We start from the raw sequence: 19,446 nt of genomic DNA on the forward strand, positions 1-19,446 counted from the left end.
TTGAAAGATGAGGTTATCGATGAAATCAATTTCAAATTGCAGGTGATATTCGGTTGAATAGGCTTGCCAAAATGATCAATGCGCGGATTAGCTATCCCAAGAGACCAGCCGAGGAAATGAATAACTTCCAAAAAATCGGCGGCACTGTGTTGATCGCCTCCGGAGCCTGAATGACTTGATTCGTGGCAATGGAGTCAAAGACTTATAAGCCGCTGGTATTATTCGTAAGCGACATATAGACTGAAAAATCACCGGCATGCTTTTTCATACAAATCACAACAAGGAACAGAGGTGCACCATGAAAACCAAACAAATTTTCCTGGCTTCCGCATTGGCGGTAGCTATATCGGCAGCAATGACAGCCAATCCGGCTCTTGCCGACATGCAGCCGACGACCAACAGCTTTTGGTGGCCGGAGCAATTGGATCTGAAACCGCTGCGTCAGAACTCGTCTGAGTCCAATCCGCTCGGTAAAGCCTTCAACTATGCCGAGCAATTTAAAACCCTGGACCTGAAAGCGGTCAAAAAAGACATCGCCAATGTACTGCATACCTCCCAACCCTGGTGGCCGGCCGACTACGGTAATTACGGGCCGTTTTTCATCCGCATGGCCTGGCATAGTGCCGGCGTGTACCGTATCTTCGACGGCCGCGGCGGTGCCTCCGGCGGCCAGCAACGCTTCGAACCACTCAACAGTTGGCCGGACAACGTCAGTCTGGACAAGGCCCGCCGCCTGCTGTGGCCGGTCAAACAAAAATACGGCGCGAAACTGTCCTGGGCCGATTTGATGGTGCTGGCCGGTAACGTTTCGTTGGAAGAGATGGGCTTCAAAACCATCGGCTTCGCCGGGGGGCGCGCCGACGACTGGGAAGCCGAGATCGTCAACTGGGGTTCGGAGAAGAAATTCCTGGCCGACCAACGCCACGATGATAAAGGCGAACTGGCCAAGCCGTTGGGAGCGACACAAATGGGCTTGATCTACGTCAACCCGGAAGGCCCGGGCGGTAACCCTGATCCGTTGGTGGCCGCCAAACACATCCGCGAAGCCTTCGGCCGTATGGCGATGAACGACGAGGAAACCGTGGCGCTAATCGCCGGCGGCCATACCTTCGGTAAGGCGCATGGGGCGCACAAACCCGACGAATGCGTCGGCAAGGAACCGGCCGCCGCCGGCATTGAGGAACAAGGTTTGGGCTGGGTCAACAAATGCGGTAGCGGCCATGGCGTTGACACCGTCAGCAGCGGCCTCGAAGGCGCCTGGTCGACCAACCCGACCCGCTGGACCCACGACTATCTGACTTGGCTGTACACCTTCGACTGGCAACAAACCAAAAGTCCGGCCGGGGCAACGCAGTGGATTCCGAAAGACGGCAAGGGTGAAAACTTCGTCCCTGATGCCCATGATTCGACCAAACGCCACCCGCCGATCATGTTCACCACCGATATTGCGTTGAAAATGGACCCGGAGTATCAAAAAATCTCCAAGCGTTTTCTGGATAACCCCAAGGAGTTCGAAACGGCGTTCGCCAAGGCCTGGTTCAAACTGACCCACCGCGATATGGGACCCAAGGCCCGTTACGTCGGCGCCGAAGTACCGGCCGAAGATTTTATCTGGCAAGACCCGATTCCCAAAGTCGACCACAAATTGATCGACGCCAAGGATGCCGCCAAGTTGAAATCGACGATCCTGGCCTCGGATTTGACCATTCCGGAATTAGTCAGAACGGCTTGGGCTGCGGCGGCGACTTTTCGCGGCACCGACATGCGCGGCGGCGCCAATGGCGCGCGGATTCGTTTGGCGCCGCAAAAGGATTGGGAAGCCAACGATCCCGCCGAATTGGCCAAGGTACTGGCTAGACTGGAAACTATCCAAGCTGACTTTAACCGCAGCTTGAAAGGCGGCAAGAAAGTGTCGCTGGCCGACGTGGTTGTGCTCGGCGGTACCGCTGCGGTGGAAGAAGCCGCCAAGAAGGCCGGTGTCAAGGTGCAAGTGCCGTTCAAACCGGGCCGCATGGATGCCTCACAGGAACAAACCGACGTGCATTCGGCAGCCGTTCTGGAACCCAAAGCCGACGGTTTCCGCAATTATTTCGGCAAGGATAATGCGCTGTCGCCGACGGAAATGCTGGTCGAACGCGCCAACTTTCTGACCCTGAGCGTACCGGAAATGACAGTGCTGGTGGGCGGCATGCGGGCGCTGGATGCCAATACCGGTCATGCCAAACACGGTGTATTCACCAGTCGGCCGGGTACGTTGAGCAACGACTTCTTCGTCAATCTGCTCGATATGTCCACCCAATGGAGCAAGTCGGCCACCGAAGGAATCTACGAAGGGCATGATCGGGCGACAAACCAAGTCAAATGGACCGCGACGCCGGTCGACCTGATCTTCGGTTCCAACTCCGAGTTGCGGGCGGTGGCGGAAGTCTATGCTTCCGACGATGCCAAGGAAAAGTTTGCGCAGGATTTTGCCAATGCCTGGGCCAAGGTGATGGATTTGGATCGGTTTGACGCTCGCTAGCTTTAGTTTAGCCAGACACCCGACTTGACCGAAATCTAGTCAAGTTGGGTATCCGCTAAACCATCAAACAACTCATTTGACAGATACCCGAGAATGACGAAATCCCAGCTCATCGAACGCATTAGCCTTAGATTGCCTCATTTACTGCAACGCGATGTCGAAATGGCCATTAACATCACCATTGATGCGATGACTAATCATTTGGCAAAAGGTGAACGCATTGAAATTCGTGGGTTTGGTGGATTCTCGGTTATTCAGCGAGCCGCTGGTATAGGGCGTAATCCCAAGACAGGCGAACAAGTGAGTTTGCCCATTCGGCATTCCACCCACTTCAAACCGGGACTGGATTTACGTGAGCGTGTGTCTCTTTCTAGCAACCGTTTTCCATTGATTAAGAACTAACAACCAGTCATTCAGATTTTAAAGCAGCCATCTATTTTGATTGCGAAGTCCACTGATTCGGATAACGTTGTACATGTAGTATGGGAGATTTTGGCGGCTGAGGTTAGTCAGTAAAGCCCCTTGCTATTCCGTTCATCTGCATCAGTAAGTTATGACTGATGTATTTCAATTAGCAGCCATTCCTCACATTTTCTTGTTAATGATCGTTAGGATCAGGCTGATTTGGATTTGTCACTCATCGATGACGCGGGACAAGGCGACGACGGCGATGCTTTCAACGTTGTCCCTTGCGGCGTGTAACAATTGGGATCGACGGACGAGTCTTCGCCGCTCCGGCCGTGAATACCCCAATTCAGCGCTTGATCCTGGGCGTAGCGCTTACCCAATTCCTGGGCGATTTGGGCGCGGGCCAATTCGACGCCGAGATAAAAGGCGTGTCCGCCGTCGTTCTCAACGCCCAGATGCGGAAATAAGGCGAATGGGTCGCTGTCGGTCCACAAGCCGTCACGGTTGAAAATATGAATGCCTTCGGCTGAAATCATGATGCGAAAACTGGGGTCGCGGATGGCGGTCTGTAATTCTTGTATTTCCGCCAACGGCAGAGGAAACGGCGCGCGCTCGTGTAGCGCCATCAGACCATCGTCGATATGTTTCGGCAGGCGATTGCTTTCGCGCGCGGCCAGCATGATGCGGCGAATAAGATCGGCTTCCTTGATCGCCTTGCAAGCGTGTTTACTCACCTGAGTCGCCAGTATCTGGCGTACCTGCAACTCCGAGCAAAGGCCCAGCAACATGGCGTTCATGCCGGCGGTATCGACATGGGTCAGCTCCGTGAGATTGCCCACGCCCATCATGATTTCCACGTTTGGATGTCGCCGCCGCACTTCGTGGTAGCGGACAATCGAGTCGGCAAAGCCGAAGTGGATCGGATCGAGTATCGGATCGACGATGAATGGACGGCCTTTGTTCTGCATTTTGGCAATTACGCGGTCAAGAGAATCCATGTCGGCGTGCGGCGTGGCAATCAACACCGGCGTCGAGGCAACCTCATCCGCGATCCACAGCGTCTCTTCATTGAGGCTCAACAGAAAATCGGCGCCTGCACGCCCCGCCAGCAATAAATTCTCAGGCTCAAGCGAATCGACGCTGACCAAAAAGCCCTCGCTCTTCAGGGCCTTGATCGCGTCGGCCAAATGCGGAAACGGCGTCGCCGGCAGACAGCCCAGGTCGATCACGTCCGCGCCGTCACGCCGATATTCCTCGGCGCGGCGGATGATGGCGGCGACATCAATGTGCGGCGCTTCGACAATCTCCGCAAAGATGCGTAGTTCGTAACGGCTCAGGTCCGGGCGCTGCCGGGTTTTGCCGAAAAATTCAGGCAAGTCGTGCAATTCCTCCGGCCCTCGCTCAACCGGTATGCCAAAATGTTGGGACAAAGCGTCCAAATCGCCCCGGCAGCGGCCGGGAACCAGAATCCGGTCGACGCCAAAGGTATCGGTCAGACGGCGTTGTATCATGTCGGCCGTGATGAGCGCCGCCACCGTAACGCCAAGCACATGCACGGTGTAGTCGAAATCCGGCGCCATGTCTTCGATGGTGCTGCGCAACTGCTTTTCGGCCAGCTTTCCGGTAAGAAACAGAATATGTTCCGCCATGTGTTAAGTGTGCCCGAAGACGGTGTCATATGAATCGTTCACCCCTTCTGATTAAGGACGCGCTGGTACTGGCTTAGCCAAGCCGATGCGCTCGAAATATTGTTTCAACTCCACCTTGATCGGCATGAAATACACGTGCCAACCGCTTTCCGCCGCCGAGTCGATCAGTCGATTGGCGAATTCGATGTTCCAGTCGTAATCGGGCCGGAAATGCTTGGGAAACTTGACGTGATTTTTCACTTCCCAATAGTTTTGCGAGGCCAGCGTCACCACCGGGCTGATGCCGATGTAGGTTTCCAGGCCGTCCATGTGTTCGGCAAACAGTTCCACCAAGCGATGGTCGTAGAACGGTTGCGAAAAAAAGCCGTTAGCACCGGCATCGGCCTTGCGCTGAATATAATGGCATTCGTGTTGCAAGCCTTGCCGATGCGGGTCGAATCCGGCATAGATGTTCAACGCCGGAAAGCGCCGGCGTACCGCTCGAATCAAGTCAACCACGTCGGTATTGCAATAGCTGCGTTTCAAACCTTCCGGCGGGTCGCCGGTAACCAGCAAGACGTCGTCGAGTTGGTATTGCTCGATGATGCGATACAACTCGCCGCTTTCGATTTTAAAATCAATGGCCCGAAAATGCGGAATGAAACGGTACTTGTTCCGGTCGATGCGCGTCGCCAGTTCCCAACTGCGAATATCGAAACGCTGAATATCCGGCACGTTGATGATATTGATGCCGCTATCCAAGCTCTGCAAAAACGCATATTGCTTTTCAAAGGCGTCCAAGCTTCTGGGGACGATTTCAAAGGAAATGTTCATGGGCAATGTTTTGGTCAGGGATTTCACCGATGAGCTCAAGGTTCAGGCTTACATTCAGCTCAGAGCCATATCGCATTAAAACAACCCGCTGATGACGCCGTCATCGCTGATGTCGATGCGTTCGGCGGCAGGCACTTTGGGCAGACCCGGCATCGTCATCATGTCGCCGGCGATCGCAACGATGAAACCGGCGCCGTTGGCCAGCCGCACTTCGCTAATTTCGACAGTGTGGCCGCTCGGCGCGCCCTTGCTGTTGGGGTTGGTCGAGAATGACATATGGGTCTTGGCCATGCAGATCGGAAATTGGCCGTAATCGGCCTGCAAAGCCTTGATCTCGGCCACCACTTTCGGACTGGCGCTGACTTTCGCCGCGCCGTATAGCTTGGTGGCGATGGCTTCGATCTTGTTCCATAGCGGCAGTTCGCTGTCATAGACGTAGTTAAAGCCGGGTTCGCGGTTGTCGACGATGTTCAGCACTTCGCGTGCGAGGTCTTCGGCGCCGGCGCCCCCGTAAGCCCAGTGTTTGGCGATCACGCATTTGGCGCCCAAGGCTTCACATTGGCTTTTCAGCCATTGAATTTCGGCGTCGGTGTCGAAACTGAAATGGTTAATGCTGACCACGCAAGGCAGACCATAGTGGTTTTGGATGTTGCTTAAGTGCCGTTCCAGGTTGGCGAAGCCTTTTTCCAGCGCAGCCAGGTTTTCCTGGTTCAGTTCGTCCTTACCGACGCCGCCGTGGAATTTCAGCGCCCGCACCGTGGCTACCACTACGACGGCCGACGGTTTCAAGCCGGACATGCGGCATTTGATGTCCAGAAACTTTTCCGCGCCCAAATCCGCGCCAAAGCCCGCTTCGGTCACTACATAATCAGCCAGTTTTAACGCGGTTTGTGTAGCGGTCACCGTGTTACAGCCGTGGGCAATGTTGGCAAATGGGCCGCCGTGAATGATGGCCAGATTGTTTTCCAGGGTTTGCACCAGATTCGGTTTGATCGCGTCTTTCAGGATGGCGGCCATCGCACCGTGAGCGTTGAGGTCGCTGGCGTAAACCGGCGTGACTTTGTCTGATTTGTAGCCGATGACGATGCGGCCCAGACGTTCTTTCAAATCAGCGCGGCTGGTGGCTAGGCACAGAATCGCCATCACTTCCGACGCAACGACGATGTCGAAGCCGTCTTCTCGCAAATAGCCATTGGCTGGTCCGCCCTGGCCGACCACGATTTTGCGCAAAGCGCGGTCGTTCATGTCGATGACACGCTTCCATTGAATCCGGCGCGGGTCGATGTCCAGCTTGTTCCCGTGATTGATATGGTTGTCAATCAGTGCCGACAACAGGTTGTGCGCGACACCGATGGCATGAAAGTCGCCGGTGAAATGCAGATTGATGTCTTCCATCGGCACCACTTGTGCGTAACCGCCGCCGGCCGCGCCGCCCTTGACGCCGAAGCAAGGGCCCAAAGAAGGCTCGCGCAGACAGATGATGGTTTTCTTACCCAAGCGATTCAGCGCATCGCCCAAGCCAACCGTGGTTGTGGTTTTGCCTTCGCCGGCCGGGGTTGGTGAAACCGCCGTGACCAGAATCAATTTGCCGTCTTTGTTTTCGGTCAGGCTATTGACATATTCCAGGGAGATCTTAGCCTTGTAATGGCCGTAATGGTCGAGATGTTCGGCCGGAATGCCGAATTTTTCGCCCGCCAAGGCTATGATGGGGCGCATGTTGGCCTGTTGGGCAATTTCGATGTCTGACATGGATGCGTTCAAAAAAGAGTTAAATCGGAGTGTGATTGGGCGTTATTGAAACCCCGGCAATTAGCCGGGGCAATGGATACAAGAAACGAAAGGATTATCCCAGCGTGGCGCGCAGGGTCTTGGCCGCGGCCACCATGTGGGTCAGCGACGGTATCACCTCGTCCCATTGGCGGGTTTTCAGGCCGCAGTCCGGGTTGACCCACAATTGTTCGACCGGAATGCGTTCGGCGGCCTTCTGCATCAGTGCAACCATGTGCTGCTCGCTCGGGATGTTGGGCGAGTGAATGTCATACACGCCGGGTCCGATGCCGTTCGGATAGTTGAAATGCTCGAAGGCATCCAGCAATTCCATGTCGGAACGCGAGGTCTCGATGGTGATGGCGTCGGCGTCCATGTCGGCGATCGCGGCGATGATGTCGTTGAACTCGGAATAACACATGTGGGTGTGAATCTGCGTTTCGTCCGCCACGCCGTTGGCTGTGATGCGAAACGACTCCACCGCCCAGTCCAGATAGTCCTGCCATTGTGATTTGCGCAGCGGCAAGCCTTCGCGCAAAGCGGCTTCGTCGATTTGAATCACGCCGATGCCGGCTTGTTCCAAATCCAGCACTTCCTGGCGAATGGCCAAGGCCAGTTGCTTGCAGGTGACCGAACGCGGCTGGTCGTCGCGGACGAATGACCAGTTCAAAATGGTCACCGGCCCGGTCAACATGCCTTTCATCGGTTTGTCGGTCAGAGACTGGGCATAAGCGATCCATTCAACGGTCATCGCGTGCGGGCGGCTGATGTCGCCGAACAGGATGGGCGGTTTGACGCAACGCGAGCCATAGGATTGCACCCAGCCGGCTTGGCTGAAGGCGTAACCGGCCAACTGCTCGCCGAAGTATTCCACCATGTCGTTACGCTCGGCTTCGCCATGCACGAACACGTCCAGTCCGAGCGCTTCCTGTTCGCGCACGGAACGGGCGATTTCCGCCCGCATGGCGGCTTTGTAGCTGGTTTCGTCCAGTTTGCCGGATTTGAACTGGCTGCGGGCCAGGCGAATTTCCGATGTTTGCGGAAACGAGCCGATGGTGGTGGTGGGGAACTTGGGCAGTTTCAGTAGCGCGGCTTGTTTGAGCGCGCGTTCGGCATAGGGGCTGTTACGCTGCCCCAGTTGCGGGGTGATGTCGGCCAGTGCCGCCTTAACCGCCGGGTTGTTGACACGCGCCGAATTGCGGCGGGCTTCGATGGCGGCGCGGTTGGCGTCCAGTTCGGCTTTGACCGCATCACGCCCTTGGTTCAGCGCGGTGGCCAGCACGCGCAGTTCGCCGAGCTTCTGTTTGGCAAAGGCCAGCCAGGATTTGATTTCGGCGTCAAGTTTCTGCTCGTTGTCCAGATCGACCGGCACATGCAGCAGCGAGCAGGACGGTGCCAGCCACAGGCGTTCGCCCAGTAGTTGAGCAATCGGTTCCAGACTATCCAGCACCGCGTTGAGGTCGGTTTTCCAGATGTTGCGGCCATTGATGACGCCGAGCGATAACACTTTGTCCGCAGGCCACTGCGCGATCAGCGCTTCGACATCATCGCGGCCGTTGATGGCGTCGACATGCAGGCCGGCCACCGGCAGATTGGCGGCGAGACCCAGGTTTTCCGCCAGTTGGCCGAAATAGGTCGCCAGCAACAGTTTTACTTGGCAGTCGCTTAAGTGCTGGTAGGCCGTATGGAAGGCGTTTTGCCAAACAGCATCGAGTTCGGTGACCAGAATCGGTTCGTCGATCTGCACCCATTCAACGCCTGCATTCGCCAGCGCTTCCAGCAATTCCGCGTAAACCGGCAGCAGTTTAGGCAACAGCGCGAGCTTGTAGGAATCGTCCTTGGCCTTGCCTAACCACAAATAGGTGACCGGGCCGATGATCACCGGCTTGGCGGCGATGCCTTGGGCCTTGGCTTCCGCCAGTTGTTCCAGCAGGCGGGACGCATCCAGCTTGAATTCGGTGGCGGCGGTGAACTCGGGCACAATGTAATGGTAGTTGGTGTCGAACCACTTGGTCATTTCACCGGCAGCCACCCCACTACAACACGCCGCCGCTTCGGGCGCGGATTGCGCCGAACGGCCGCGGGCGACGCGGAAGTAGTTGTCCAGCGCATCGCCATGAAAGTCCCGCACCCGCTCGGGCAGATTACCCAGCGTGAAGCTCATGTCCAGCACCTGATCGTAGAAAGCGAAGTCGCCTACCGGTACCCAATCCAGTCCGGATTGCGCCTGCCAATGACGCCGGCGTAACTGCTTACCGAACGTCTCGAGTTCGTTACGCGAGGACTCGCCGTTCCAGTACGACTCTAAAGCAAATTTCAGCTCGCGCTTCGCGCCGATACGGGGGAAGCCTAAATTGTGAATTTTTGTCATGAATAACTACCGTCTGTTGAATGTTTGACACATAAAACATTGTAAACAGACAAACGAATGACGATAATCGATAATTCCTCATCAACTCATGAGAGATATTCATCAATATGGAATTGATCCACCTGCGCATCCTGCTGGCGTTAAAACGCCACGGCACCCTCAGCGCCGCCGCCGAAACCCTGCATCTGACCCAATCGGCGCTGTCGCATCAAATCAAAAACCTGGAACAACGCCTGGGCGTCACGCTGTGGTACAAGCAGGGCCGCTCGCTGGTATTGAGCCAGGCCGGGCGTTATTTGTCCGAGGTGGCCGAATCGGTGATCGCCACCGTCGATTCGGCGGAAAGCCATTTGGCGCAGTTGGCCAAAGGCAAGACCGGCAAATTGACGATAGGCATCGAATGCCATGCCTGCTATGAGTGGTTTCGCAACATTCTGCAACCCTATCTGCGCGCGTGGCCGGATTTGACCGTCGAAGTCACATCTCGCTACCGCTTCGAATCGTTCGAAGCCATCCGCCAATACAAGCTGGACGCCGTGCTGACCTCCGACCCGGTGGATAACGGCCTGCTCAGCTACCAGCCGCTGTTCGATTTCCAACTGGTGTTGATCGTGCCCGATAGCCATCCGCTGGCCGGCCGAGCGGAAATAACGCCGGCCGATCTGCGCGGCGAGACCGTGTTGACCTACCCGGTGGCCCGCGAGCGGCTGGACATGTTCCGCAAGGTGCTGCAACCGGCTGGCATCGAGCCCGCCGCCCATATTCAAGTCGAGGAAACCGACATCATGCTGCAACTGGCCGCCGCCGGCCGTGGCGTTTGCCTGCTGCCGGAATGGCTACTGGCCGACAAATCCGCCAAACTCGGTCTGACCGGCTTGCGTTTCGCCGGTCTACCCATAGCGAAGACCATGTATCTGGCTTGCCGACACGAGGATGCCGAGCTGGAGTATTTACGCTGGCTGGTGGAACATGCCGCTAAGGCGGTGGGTTGAGGCGAAGCGCATCGTTTAATCGATGCGCTTCGGAATTTGATGGGTCTGATTTATTTCTTTTCCATTTCGGCGATGGCGTTTTCCAAGTCGGTCACGCCTTCGCTAATGCTCCCGGCTTTGGCCGCTTTCAATGCAGCTTTAAGTTGTTTACCGGCACGCGGCAAGTGAATCGAGTAGCTCTTACTCGCTTCTTCTTGAACCTTGTAAGCATCGACAGCGGCAGTGACTTTTTCCAAAAATACCGCCGAATCATTGGCCTTACTCGCTTCAATTGCGTTTTGGGACAACGCGATCAAATTGGAAAAGTCCTCGTTCATCGCGGATCCCGCAGCGAAAACACTGAGTGAGAGAAAGAATAGAATAATTGCAGTTAGAAAATTTTTCGGTTTCATATCTTTTAATTTGACTCGGTAAGAAATTTCCCAGGCTACAAAAGAGCTTGATGCTTCGGTAAGTAGCGCTGAGGTTGCGGTAGGTACATTGTTTGCTGCATCGCTCCTCGTACCGTTGACAAATTAACAGGAGTACCTGAATTAAACCTGAAAACAATAAGGTTTTTTTGTTTGATTACACGTTTTAGCGACTTACTGGCGAATTTGTTTGCGGCAGTGGTTGTTCCAATGTTTTGGCGGCGTGTGCCTGGAAGTCGAGCTTTGCTTGAACGATCTATGAGAGCACAGTATGTAGTTAAATTAAATCAATAAAATCACTACATATAGTGATTCTGGCTTGACACAGTCACTATGCCTGCCTAAACTACCGACCCAAGACGGTTCCCCCCGAAGGGGATTAAAAGGGAATCCGGTCGGCGATTTTGCGTTTTTCGCATGATCGCCGGAAAGCCGGAGCTGCCCCCGCAACTGTAATCGGCGAGTTTAGGTTCACCCCGTGCCACTGGACGCGAGTCCGGGAAGGCCGAACCTAAGCGGCGACCCGAAAGCCAGGAGACCTGCCCTCGAAACTTTAATCAATCGGGAGCGGGGTGTCTCCGAGGACGATGGCATGCGATGCCGATTGGACGATCACTCAATCATGCGCCTGCCGTTGCTGCTTCATGTCCCCGCTCCCTTCGTGGAGAAACACATGGATACCGCCCCTCAACCCGCCAGCTTTTATCCCGACCCTGTCGAGCCCGTTAAACACGCCTCTTCGTATCCGACGGATAGCGGCTTGGAAGTCATTCGCCGCAATCGTGCCGTGGTCGCCTTTCAGCCGGAAAAAATCGCCATCGCCATCACCAAGGCCTTTCTGGCGGTTGAAGGCCAACACAGTGTGAATTCATCCGGAATCCGCGATCAGGTTGCGCAACTTACCGCCAGTGTGGTCGAGGCATTGACGCGACGTTTGCCGGGCGGCGGCACTGTACATATCGAAGATATTCAGGACCAAGTGGAACTGGCATTGATGCGTTCCGGGGCCCACGACGTGGCCCGCGCTTATGTACTCTATCGGGAAAAGCACGCCGAGCAGCGCGCGGCCCAGCAAGCAATCGACCATGCCACACCCGTTTTGCAGGTGGACGATCACGGCCAGCGCCGGTTGCTGGATAGCGCCGCGTTCATCGCGCTGTGCCGCGAGGTCTGTGCGGATTTGGTTGACGTCGACGCCGAGCGGGTCTGGAGCGAAACTCTGACCAATCTGTACGATGGGATGCCGTTGGAGGCGGTGCGTCAGGCCTTGGTGTTAGCGGCGCGCACCTTGATCGAAGCCGAACCGAACTACACCAAAGTCGCCGCGCGTTTGCTGTTGAGCAATCTGCGCCTGGAAGCGACCGGCTTGGCCTTGACGCAAGCCAACATGGGCGAACGTTACGCCGGCTGCTTTGCCGACTTCATCGCCGCCGGCGTCGCCGCCGAGTTACTCGACCCGCGTCTGGCCGAGTTCGATCTGGAAAGATTGGGTGGAGCACTGCTAGCTGAGCGCGATCTGCAATTCGATTATCTGGGCCTACAAACCCTGTACGACCGTTACTTTCTACATATCGAAGGCCGCCGCATCGAATTGCCGCAGTGCTTTTTCATGCGGGTGGCGATGGGACTGGCGTTGAATGAGGTCGACCGCGAAGCGCGCGCTATCGAATTTTACCGACTGCTATCGAGCTTCGACTTTATGTGTTCAACGCCGACCTTGTTCAACAGCGGCACCCGCCATTCCCAGCTGTCGTCGTGCTACCTGACCACGGTATCCGACGATCTCGACGGCATTTACCAAAGCATCAAGGAAAACGCGCTGTTGCAAAAATACGCCGGCGGCCTGGGCAACGACTGGACCCCGGTGCGGGCGCTAGGCAGCCGGATCAAAGGCACCAATGGCCACAGCCAGGGGGTAATTCCGTTTTTAAAGGTGGTCAACGACACCGCCGTCGCGGTCAACCAGGGCGGCAAGCGCAAGGGAGCGGTCTGTGCCTACCTGGAAAACTGGCATCTGGATTTTGAAGAATTTCTGGAACTGCGCAAAAACACCGGCGACGAGCGTCGCCGCACGCATGACATGAACACCGCCGCCTGGGTATCGGACCTTTTTATGCAGCGGGTGCAAGGTAACGGCGACTGGACCTTGTTTTCGCCGGTCGACGTGCCGGACTTGCACGATCTTTACGGCGCTGCCTTCGCCGAGGCTTATCAAGCTTACGAAGCCAAGGCCGTGCGCGGGGAGATCAAGTTATGCAAGCGCATCGGCGCGGTGCAGCTTTGGCGCAAGATGCTGACCATGCTGTTCGAAACCGGCCATCCGTGGATTACCTTCAAGGACGCCTGCAATCTGCGTTCGCCGCAGCAGCATGCCGGGGTGATTCACAGCTCCAATCTGTGCACCGAAATCACGCTGAACACCTCTAACGATGAAACCGCGGTCTGCAATTTGGGCTCGGTGAATCTGGCCGCGCATCTGGCCGAACACAACGGGGTTTGGCAATTGGACGCCGATAAATTGCAACGCACCATCGCTACCGCGATGCGTATGTTGGATAACGTCATTGACATCAATTTCTACGCCACGGTTAAAGCGCGCAACGCCAACCTGCGCCACCGCCCGGTCGGACTGGGCATGATGGGTTTCGCCGATTGCCTGCACCAATTGGGTATCGCTTATGCCAGCCGAGAAGCCTTGGAGTTTGCCGACTATTCGGCCGAATTGCTGTCTTACCACGCTTATCAAGCCTCGGCCGATCTGGCCGAGCAACGCGGCCGTTACGGCAGTTTTGCCGGCAGTTTGTGGCAGCAAGGCTTGTTGCCGCCGGATACCCTGGAACGCTTGGCGGAAACGCGCGGCGATCTGGGTGTGCCGACCGGCGGGCAGTTGGATTGGCAAGCGTTGCGCGAGCGCATTGCCCAAGTCGGCATGCGCAACTCCAATTGCGTGGCGATTGCGCCAACCGCGACCATTTCCAACATTGTCGGTGTGTCGGCGTCCATCGAGCCGGTCTATCAAAATTTATACGTCAAATCCAATCTGTCAGGCGAGTTCACCGTGGTCAACGCCGCACTGGTCCGAGAGTTGAAAGCGCTGGATTTATGGGATGCGGTGATGGTCGCCGATCTGAAATACTTCGACGGCTCGCTGGCCGCCATCGAGCGGGTGCCCGCCGGGATTAAAGCCCGCTATGCCACCGCCTTCGAAATCGAGCCGGAATGGTTGGTCGAAGCCGCCGCCCGCCGGCAGAAATGGATAGACCAGTCGCAATCGCTGAATCTGTATGTAGCCGCACCGACCGGCGGCAAACTGGACCAGTTGTACCGGTTGGCCTGGCAACGGGGCTTGAAGACCACCTATTACCTGCGCACCTTGGGTGCCACCTCGATGGAAAAAACCGGTGCCGACGAGACCGCACCCAAGGCCTGTTCGATTGCCGACCCGGATTGCGAGGCTTGCCAATGAAGACTACGTTAAGCTTTGACGATTGGGATACACCTGTTTCTTCGTCCGCAAGTATCGGGGCATCGATCAACTCGACCACACAGCCTGTGAGTCACAATGTAGACAGCCAAACCTATGTAGCCACGGGCTCGACAATGGCGGCCGTCGATCCTGAACAGAAACGGGTGGTCAACGGCCAAGCCGACATCAATCAACTGGCGCCGTTCAAATACCCGTGGGCTTGGTCGTTTTTCCTGAATGCCAACCGCAACCACTGGACGCCGCTGGAAATCTCGATGGCGCAGGACGTGCACGATTACCAACACAAATTGACGCCGGCCGAGCGCCATGTGTTCGAGAACGTGCTGGCTTACTTAACCACCTCGGATATTCTGGCGATGCGCAACATCGGCCTGGCGGTGATGGAGAAAATGAGCGCGCCGGAACTGCAAATCTACCAGGCCCGGCAAGTTTACGAGGAAGCGCTGCACACCTGGACTTACCAGCACTGCATCGAAACCCTGGGGATCGACCAGCGCGAAATCTACAACCGTTACCGGGTGGTGCCAGAAATCCACGGCAAGATCGCCGTGGCCAACCGCCGCTTGCAGGGCGTGTTGCAATCCGGCCAGCCGTTGACCGATCGCGACGCGCTGCACGAATTCGCGATGGCCTATCTGTTCTTCGCCGCCGTGTTCGAGGGCTGCTGGTTTTACAACGGCTTCAGTCCGATATTCGCGTTGCAGCTACGCGGCTTGATGAAAGGGGCTGCCGAGCAACTGCAATACATCATGCGCGACGAAGTGCTGCACTGTGCCTTCGGCATCCGCGTGGTTCGGCAACTGCTGGAAGAAGAAAACTTGACGCTCGACCCGCAAGCGCTAAGGCAAATGTGGGACGAAGCCGAAGCCGCCGAAACGGCTTACGCCGGCTACATCCTGCGCGAACCGATACTGGGCTACAACGCCGGCTTGCACGTCGAGCAATTCCGCCACGTCGCCAACCGCCGCGCCCGCCAAGTCGGCCTTACTGAACCCTTCCCAGGCGCCGAAAACGTATTGCCGTGGCTGGACGAACAAGCCAATCTGCGCAAGGAGAAAAATTTTTTCGAAACGCGGGTGACGGAATATCAGACCGGTGGAGCGTTGGTTTGGGAATAGGCGGCTAGAGCAGCCGAAAATCGGCAAAACCGAGGCGGTCGCAGCTACCCTGAATCCGCTATTTCAAGTAGCGAGTAATGCGTTTTTGCTTGCTGATTTTTCACTGGAGAACCCTCTTGTTCAGCAAATATTCTGATAGCAAACATGAAGCAAAACATTGCCCGCGTTGTCAGGAGCAATTTATTTGTAAGGCCAATCGCATTCATCGCTGTGATTGCTCGAACGTTTGTTTGTCCTTTGAAACGATTGAGTATGTCCGCCAACTTTACGACGAATGTTTGTGCCTGAATTGCTTGAAAGAGTTGGAAGCTATTGTAACGTCGCTAAAATAACCAAGAGTTGGCCGTTTCTACAGGGGCTTTGCGAATTACTGTGAAACCGGAGACATGAGCTCAAATTCATGCATTTACGGAAAAAGAATAGGGGGGCAGTAAAGTCAGCTTAGGTGCCAAAACCAGCCGCTTACGAACAAGTTTTTCATTTTTCTGAATGTCGCAAAAAAAGAGGGGCGGTTTCGTCGGTGTATACACCTCTAAGCCAACACAAATTTCAAACTTTTTTTGCCCAATTAACGAAATCGCAATAATTATCGCGATTTCGAAAACGACCTCCCGAAAATTCTCTTCACAATAATGACCATCCCAACCGGAGGTCATTATGGAACCCGTTGCCATCCCCCAATCAATCGACGATCCGATCCACATTCTGCTGTGGAGTGCGGACGAGATCGTACCCTTCATGGTGAGTATGCTCACCGGCATGTTGATCGATCACTTCCTCCCCGGCCTGGCGCTCGGGTTCATTGCGGTCAAATTTTACCGGCGTTTCCGCGACAACCGGCCTGACGGCTATACCTTGCATGCGTTGTACTGGCTTGGACTGTTGCCGAGTCGGGCACAGACCATACCCAATCCTTACATCCGCAGGTTCCTGCCATGAGATGGTCGGATTTTCTGCAAACCTGGGACGGCCACGAGACCGAGAACCGGTTTAGCCGCGTCGTCATCATCGGCCTGCTGGTCATTTGCGTGATTACCTCGCTGGCCGCCTGGCGCACCGAGCGCAGCATCATTCTGGTGCCACCGAGCTTGACGCAGGAAGTCGAAGTGACGCGCAGCCAGGCATCCAGCGAGTTCAAGGAATCGTGGGGCTTGTTCCTGGCAGAACTCCTCGGCAACACCACGCCGGCCAATGCCGATTTTCTGAAAACCGCGGTCGAACCGATATTGGCGCCGGATATTTACCGCAGTGTCCTGGATGCCATGAGCGATCAAATCAAGGCCATCAAAATGGACAGGGTCGCGATCAGTTTCACTCCGCGTCACGTCGATTACGAAGCCGAGACCAACAAAGTCTTTGTCAGCGGCGAACTCAAAAGCCAAGGTCCCAGTTCCAAACCGGACGTCAAACCACGTACCTACGAATTCATCATCGCCATCAAAAACTATCGCCCCCGGCTGGAATACATCGACGTGTATCCGGATTCCCCCAGAACCCTGGCCCGTTTGAAAGCCACTCAAGGCCAACCACATGAGGATCATCCATGAAACGACTCTTTTTTCCTTGGCTACTAGCGACCTTCACCCAGGGCAGTTGGGCCGCTGATGAGTTACCGGTGACGGTATTACCGCCGGTCACCACCGTGGCCGAAGAGTCACCCGCATCGCCATCACAGCCGGTTGCCTCGTCGCAGCCAGACTTAGGCATCGAGTTACCACCGGTCGATGCCAGCATATTGAAAGCCGCCAAACAACAAGCGGCAGCGTCAAACTCAGTTTCAGCCACGTCCATCGGCCCCCAACACATCGCGGTTAAACCCGGCATCAACGAACTGATGCCAATTGCCGTCGGCCACTTGAATCGCCTGGTCACGCCGTTCGAGCATCCTGTGGTCACGACCACCAGCCAGGCGACTACCAGCACTAAAGGCAAAATCGTTTATGTCGCCACCTCGGATGAAACGCCAGTCACCTTATACATCACCCCCGGCGACAACCAGGATATTGCGCTATCGCTCACCCTGATCCCCAAACGGATTCCGGCGCGGGAAATTCACCTCGATCTGGATAAAGACAGCTACCAACTGCTGAACCAATGGCAACGCTCGGATGCCGGTAATCGAAATTCTGGCCAACAGGAACAAGCCTACATCAGCCAGCTAAAAACGTTGTTTCGGGATTTGGGTTTGCAAAAGACCCCAGCCGGTTATTCACTCCGCGAACCGAAGCTGCAGGAGCAAATTCGCTGCCTGCAAGACCGCGTGCAGATCAAAACCGGCCAAGTCCTGGAAGGCCAGGACCGATTGATTTTGGTTGGACTTGCCAAGAATACCGGCAGCGACATGCTCGAGTTCGACGAACGCAGCTGTGCAACGACGCAGCAAGACGTGCTCGCCGTGTCGGTCTGGCCCAACGTGGTATTGAAACCCCAGGAAGCCACCGAATTATATGTCGTGGTTCGACAATCGCCTGAGGCGTCAGTCAGTTTGCGGCCTTCATTGTTGAATGGGGGGCAACGGTAATGGCGGTCGTAGATGCATGGTGGACACGCTTGAGCCCAACCGCCAAACGCAATCTGTCCGTCGGCGGCATCGGTACCGTGCTGTTGGCCGTTATCATCGCGCTAGCCACCGTCACCCCGGAAGTCAGCAAACCGCTGAGTAAACAGGCGACCATCCAACACATCCTGACCGATAGTGATCCGCGCTCGTTGGGCATCGACGGCATTTCCGCACAATTGCGCGATCTGCTGCAGAAGAACGACGAGCAAGCTCGCCGGCTGGCTGCCATCGAAGAACAGCAACGCAGGGAACAGCAATCCGACGAACTGCGTTTCAAACAATGGACCTCCGCCGAACGGGAAGCCTATGAAGCCAAACTCCAGGCCGTCACCGGTGAAGTCGAGTCGTTGAAGAACAAAGCCTCTACACCGCCAACGACCGGCACCCAAGTCGACAACAACCAAGCACCATTGGATCAGCCGGTACCCGGAAGACCATCAAACCGCCGCCCAAACAACCCACCGTTCGACAATGGGCAAGACGATCTCAATCGCGTTTTCGAGCAAGCGGCTATTCCTGGACCGACACCCGGCAATGCCGGTGTCTCGGGAGGAAGAGCCAACAGCCAAGCGGCGGCGGTGATGCAGATTCGCGTCATCCAGGAAGGCGCCGAGCAGTCCAACGGTAAAGACAAAGACGCTGCCCCTCACGGCCAGTCGCAAGGCCACGCCAACAGCGACGTCTTTATCCCTGCCGGCAGCATTTTAACCGGCGTATTGCTGAATGGTCTGGATGCCCCGACCGGCCGCAAAGCCAAGAAAGAACCCATGCCGGTGCTGTTCCGGATCAAGAAGGAAGCCATTCTGCCCAACCGATTCCATGCCGATGTCCGCGAGTGCTTTCTGTTGGCTGCCGGCTTTGGCGATTTGAGTGCTGAGCGCGCCTATTTTCGCGGTGAGACCTTTTCCTGTGTCCGCCAGGATGGCGGCGTGATCGAAGTGCCGATGAATGCCTATGCCACCGGCGAAGACGGCAAAAACGGGGTGCGCGGTCGCGTCGTTTCTAAACAAGGTGCGCTGCTTGCCCAATCAATGATGGCTGGCTTTTTACGCGGCTTCTCCGATGCCTTCGGTCGTAACCAGATCCCGGTGCTGATGACCGGCGGTCTGGGTGCGCTATCCGGAACCACGCCGTTCCAAAGCGCCTTTTCCTCGCAATCGATGGAAGGCGGCGCATTGAAAGGTGCTGGCTATGCCATGGAACGGTTGTCGCATTTTTACATGGACATGGCCGAAGAAATTTACCCGGTCATCGAAGTCGATGCCACCCGCCAGGTCAACTTCATCGTGCAAAAAGGCACTGCGCTGAAGCTGAAGTCACCGAGTTGATTCCTTAATCCCAACCCAAAGG

General features: G+C 56.0%; 15 protein-coding genes and 1 riboswitch. Of the genes, 10 read left to right on the forward strand and 5 right to left on the reverse strand.

The window, feature by feature from the left end; translation table 11 throughout:
• The first annotated feature begins 298 nt into the window (after positions 1–298).
• Both katG and QLH52_RS01180 read left to right on the forward strand, forming a co-directional pair.
• Positions 299–2,521 (forward strand): catalase/peroxidase HPI, encoded by a 2,223-nt coding sequence (katG, locus tag QLH52_RS01175; RefSeq protein ID WP_319960291.1) that lies wholly within the window; start codon positions 299–301, stop codon positions 2,519–2,521.
• 93 nt (positions 2,522–2,614) lie between these two features.
• The gene (locus QLH52_RS01180) at positions 2,615–2,923 is read left to right on the forward strand and encodes an integration host factor subunit beta (RefSeq protein WP_319960292.1); all 309 of its coding nucleotides are present in this window, start codon (positions 2,615–2,617) and stop codon (positions 2,921–2,923) included.
• A gap of 212 nt (positions 2,924–3,135) precedes the next feature.
• Here QLH52_RS01180 and QLH52_RS01185 read toward each other — a convergent pair whose 3' ends face one another.
• From QLH52_RS01185 to metE, 4 genes are all read right to left on the reverse strand, one after another.
• On the reverse strand, positions 3,136–4,578 hold the full coding sequence (locus QLH52_RS01185; protein WP_319960293.1) for a DUF6513 domain-containing protein: 1,443 nt from the start codon (positions 4,576–4,578) through the stop codon (positions 3,136–3,138).
• 51 nt (positions 4,579–4,629) lie between these two features.
• Positions 4,630–5,391, reverse strand: a complete 762-nt coding sequence (locus QLH52_RS01190; protein ID WP_319960294.1) for a methylenetetrahydrofolate reductase — start codon at positions 5,389–5,391, stop codon at positions 4,630–4,632.
• A 75-nt stretch (positions 5,392–5,466) separates the two neighbouring features.
• A complete protein-coding gene (locus QLH52_RS01195; protein ID WP_319960295.1) occupies positions 5,467–7,140 on the reverse strand; it encodes a formate--tetrahydrofolate ligase in 1,674 nt (557 codons plus the stop codon).
• A 94-nt stretch (positions 7,141–7,234) separates the two neighbouring features.
• Positions 7,235–9,529: a 5-methyltetrahydropteroyltriglutamate--homocysteine S-methyltransferase gene (metE, locus tag QLH52_RS01200; RefSeq protein ID WP_319960296.1), complete on the reverse strand. Its 2,295-nt coding sequence runs from the start codon at positions 9,527–9,529 to the stop codon at positions 7,235–7,237.
• Positions 9,530–9,636: 107 nt separating this feature from the next.
• Between metE and QLH52_RS01205 the strand changes: the two genes are divergently transcribed.
• Positions 9,637–10,521 carry a LysR family transcriptional regulator gene (locus QLH52_RS01205; RefSeq protein ID WP_066986838.1) on the forward strand — a complete coding sequence of 295 codons (885 nt, stop codon included), beginning with the start codon at positions 9,637–9,639 and terminating at the stop codon, positions 10,519–10,521.
• 50 nt (positions 10,522–10,571) lie between these two features.
• Here QLH52_RS01205 and QLH52_RS01210 read toward each other — a convergent pair whose 3' ends face one another.
• Entirely contained in the window at positions 10,572–10,913 is a 342-nt protein-coding gene (locus QLH52_RS01210; protein WP_066986841.1) for a hypothetical protein, read from the reverse strand.
• A gap of 361 nt (positions 10,914–11,274) precedes the next feature.
• A riboswitch (cobalamin riboswitch) is annotated at positions 11,275–11,492 on the forward strand.
• Positions 11,493–11,604: 112 nt separating this feature from the next.
• Here QLH52_RS01210 and QLH52_RS01215 point away from each other — a divergent pair.
• The 7 genes from QLH52_RS01215 to QLH52_RS01245 all read left to right on the forward strand — a co-directional run bounded on the left by QLH52_RS01215 (position 11,605) and on the right by QLH52_RS01245 (position 19,424).
• Positions 11,605–14,397 (forward strand): ribonucleoside-diphosphate reductase subunit alpha, encoded by a 2,793-nt coding sequence (locus QLH52_RS01215; protein ID WP_319960297.1) that lies wholly within the window; start codon positions 11,605–11,607, stop codon positions 14,395–14,397.
• A complete protein-coding gene (locus tag QLH52_RS01220; RefSeq protein WP_319960298.1) occupies positions 14,394–15,536 on the forward strand; it encodes a ribonucleotide-diphosphate reductase subunit beta in 1,143 nt (380 codons plus the stop codon). The genes QLH52_RS01215 and QLH52_RS01220 overlap by 4 nt, the downstream gene beginning before the upstream one ends.
• Positions 15,537–15,613: 77 nt before the next feature.
• The gene (locus QLH52_RS01225; protein ID WP_083960721.1) at positions 15,614–15,868 is read left to right on the forward strand and encodes a cysteine-rich CWC family protein; all 255 of its coding nucleotides are present in this window, start codon (positions 15,614–15,616) and stop codon (positions 15,866–15,868) included.
• A 325-nt stretch (positions 15,869–16,193) separates the two neighbouring features.
• Positions 16,194–16,475, forward strand: a complete 282-nt coding sequence (gene traL, locus QLH52_RS01230; protein ID WP_319960299.1) for a type IV conjugative transfer system protein TraL — start codon at positions 16,194–16,196, stop codon at positions 16,473–16,475.
• Positions 16,472–17,083 carry a TraE/TraK family type IV conjugative transfer system protein gene (locus tag QLH52_RS01235; RefSeq protein WP_319960300.1) on the forward strand — a complete coding sequence of 204 codons (612 nt, stop codon included), beginning with the start codon at positions 16,472–16,474 and terminating at the stop codon, positions 17,081–17,083. Before traL ends, QLH52_RS01235 begins: the two co-directional genes overlap by 4 nt.
• Positions 17,080–18,057 (forward strand): TraK domain-containing protein, encoded by a 978-nt coding sequence (locus QLH52_RS01240; RefSeq protein WP_319960301.1) that lies wholly within the window; start codon positions 17,080–17,082, stop codon positions 18,055–18,057. Before QLH52_RS01235 ends, QLH52_RS01240 begins: the two co-directional genes overlap by 4 nt.
• Complete coding sequence (locus tag QLH52_RS01245; protein WP_319960302.1) at positions 18,057–19,424, forward strand: TraB/VirB10 family protein; 1,368 nt, start codon at positions 18,057–18,059, stop codon at positions 19,422–19,424. Before QLH52_RS01240 ends, QLH52_RS01245 begins: the two co-directional genes overlap by 1 nt.
• Positions 19,425–19,446 lie beyond the last annotated feature (22 nt).

Source organism: Methylomonas defluvii, assembly GCF_033949435.1.
GTDB lineage: Bacteria > Pseudomonadota > Gammaproteobacteria > Methylococcales > Methylomonadaceae > Methylomonas > Methylomonas defluvii.

Coding starts and splice junctions, on each gene's coding strand:
- katG (WP_319960291.1), top strand. CDS start 299: ATGAAAACCAAACAAATTTTCCTGGCTTCCGCATTGGCGGTAGCTATA.
- QLH52_RS01180 (WP_319960292.1), top strand. CDS start 2,615: ATGACGAAATCCCAGCTCATCGAACGCATTAGCCTTAGATTGCCTCAT.
- QLH52_RS01185 (WP_319960293.1), bottom strand. CDS start 4,578: ATGGCGGAACATATTCTGTTTCTTACCGGAAAGCTGGCCGAAAAGCAG.
- QLH52_RS01190 (WP_319960294.1), bottom strand. CDS start 5,391: ATGAACATTTCCTTTGAAATCGTCCCCAGAAGCTTGGACGCCTTTGAA.
- QLH52_RS01195 (WP_319960295.1), bottom strand. CDS start 7,140: ATGTCAGACATCGAAATTGCCCAACAGGCCAACATGCGCCCCATCATA.
- metE (WP_319960296.1), bottom strand. CDS start 9,529: ATGACAAAAATTCACAATTTAGGCTTCCCCCGTATCGGCGCGAAGCGC.
- QLH52_RS01205 (WP_066986838.1), top strand. CDS start 9,637: ATGGAATTGATCCACCTGCGCATCCTGCTGGCGTTAAAACGCCACGGC.
- QLH52_RS01210 (WP_066986841.1), bottom strand. CDS start 10,913: ATGAAACCGAAAAATTTTCTAACTGCAATTATTCTATTCTTTCTCTCA.
- QLH52_RS01215 (WP_319960297.1), top strand. CDS start 11,605: ATGGATACCGCCCCTCAACCCGCCAGCTTTTATCCCGACCCTGTCGAG.
- QLH52_RS01220 (WP_319960298.1), top strand. CDS start 14,394: ATGAAGACTACGTTAAGCTTTGACGATTGGGATACACCTGTTTCTTCG.
- QLH52_RS01225 (WP_083960721.1), top strand. CDS start 15,614: ATGCGTTTTTGCTTGCTGATTTTTCACTGGAGAACCCTCTTGTTCAGC.
- traL (WP_319960299.1), top strand. CDS start 16,194: ATGGAACCCGTTGCCATCCCCCAATCAATCGACGATCCGATCCACATT.
- QLH52_RS01235 (WP_319960300.1), top strand. CDS start 16,472: ATGAGATGGTCGGATTTTCTGCAAACCTGGGACGGCCACGAGACCGAG.
- QLH52_RS01240 (WP_319960301.1), top strand. CDS start 17,080: ATGAAACGACTCTTTTTTCCTTGGCTACTAGCGACCTTCACCCAGGGC.
- QLH52_RS01245 (WP_319960302.1), top strand. CDS start 18,057: ATGGCGGTCGTAGATGCATGGTGGACACGCTTGAGCCCAACCGCCAAA.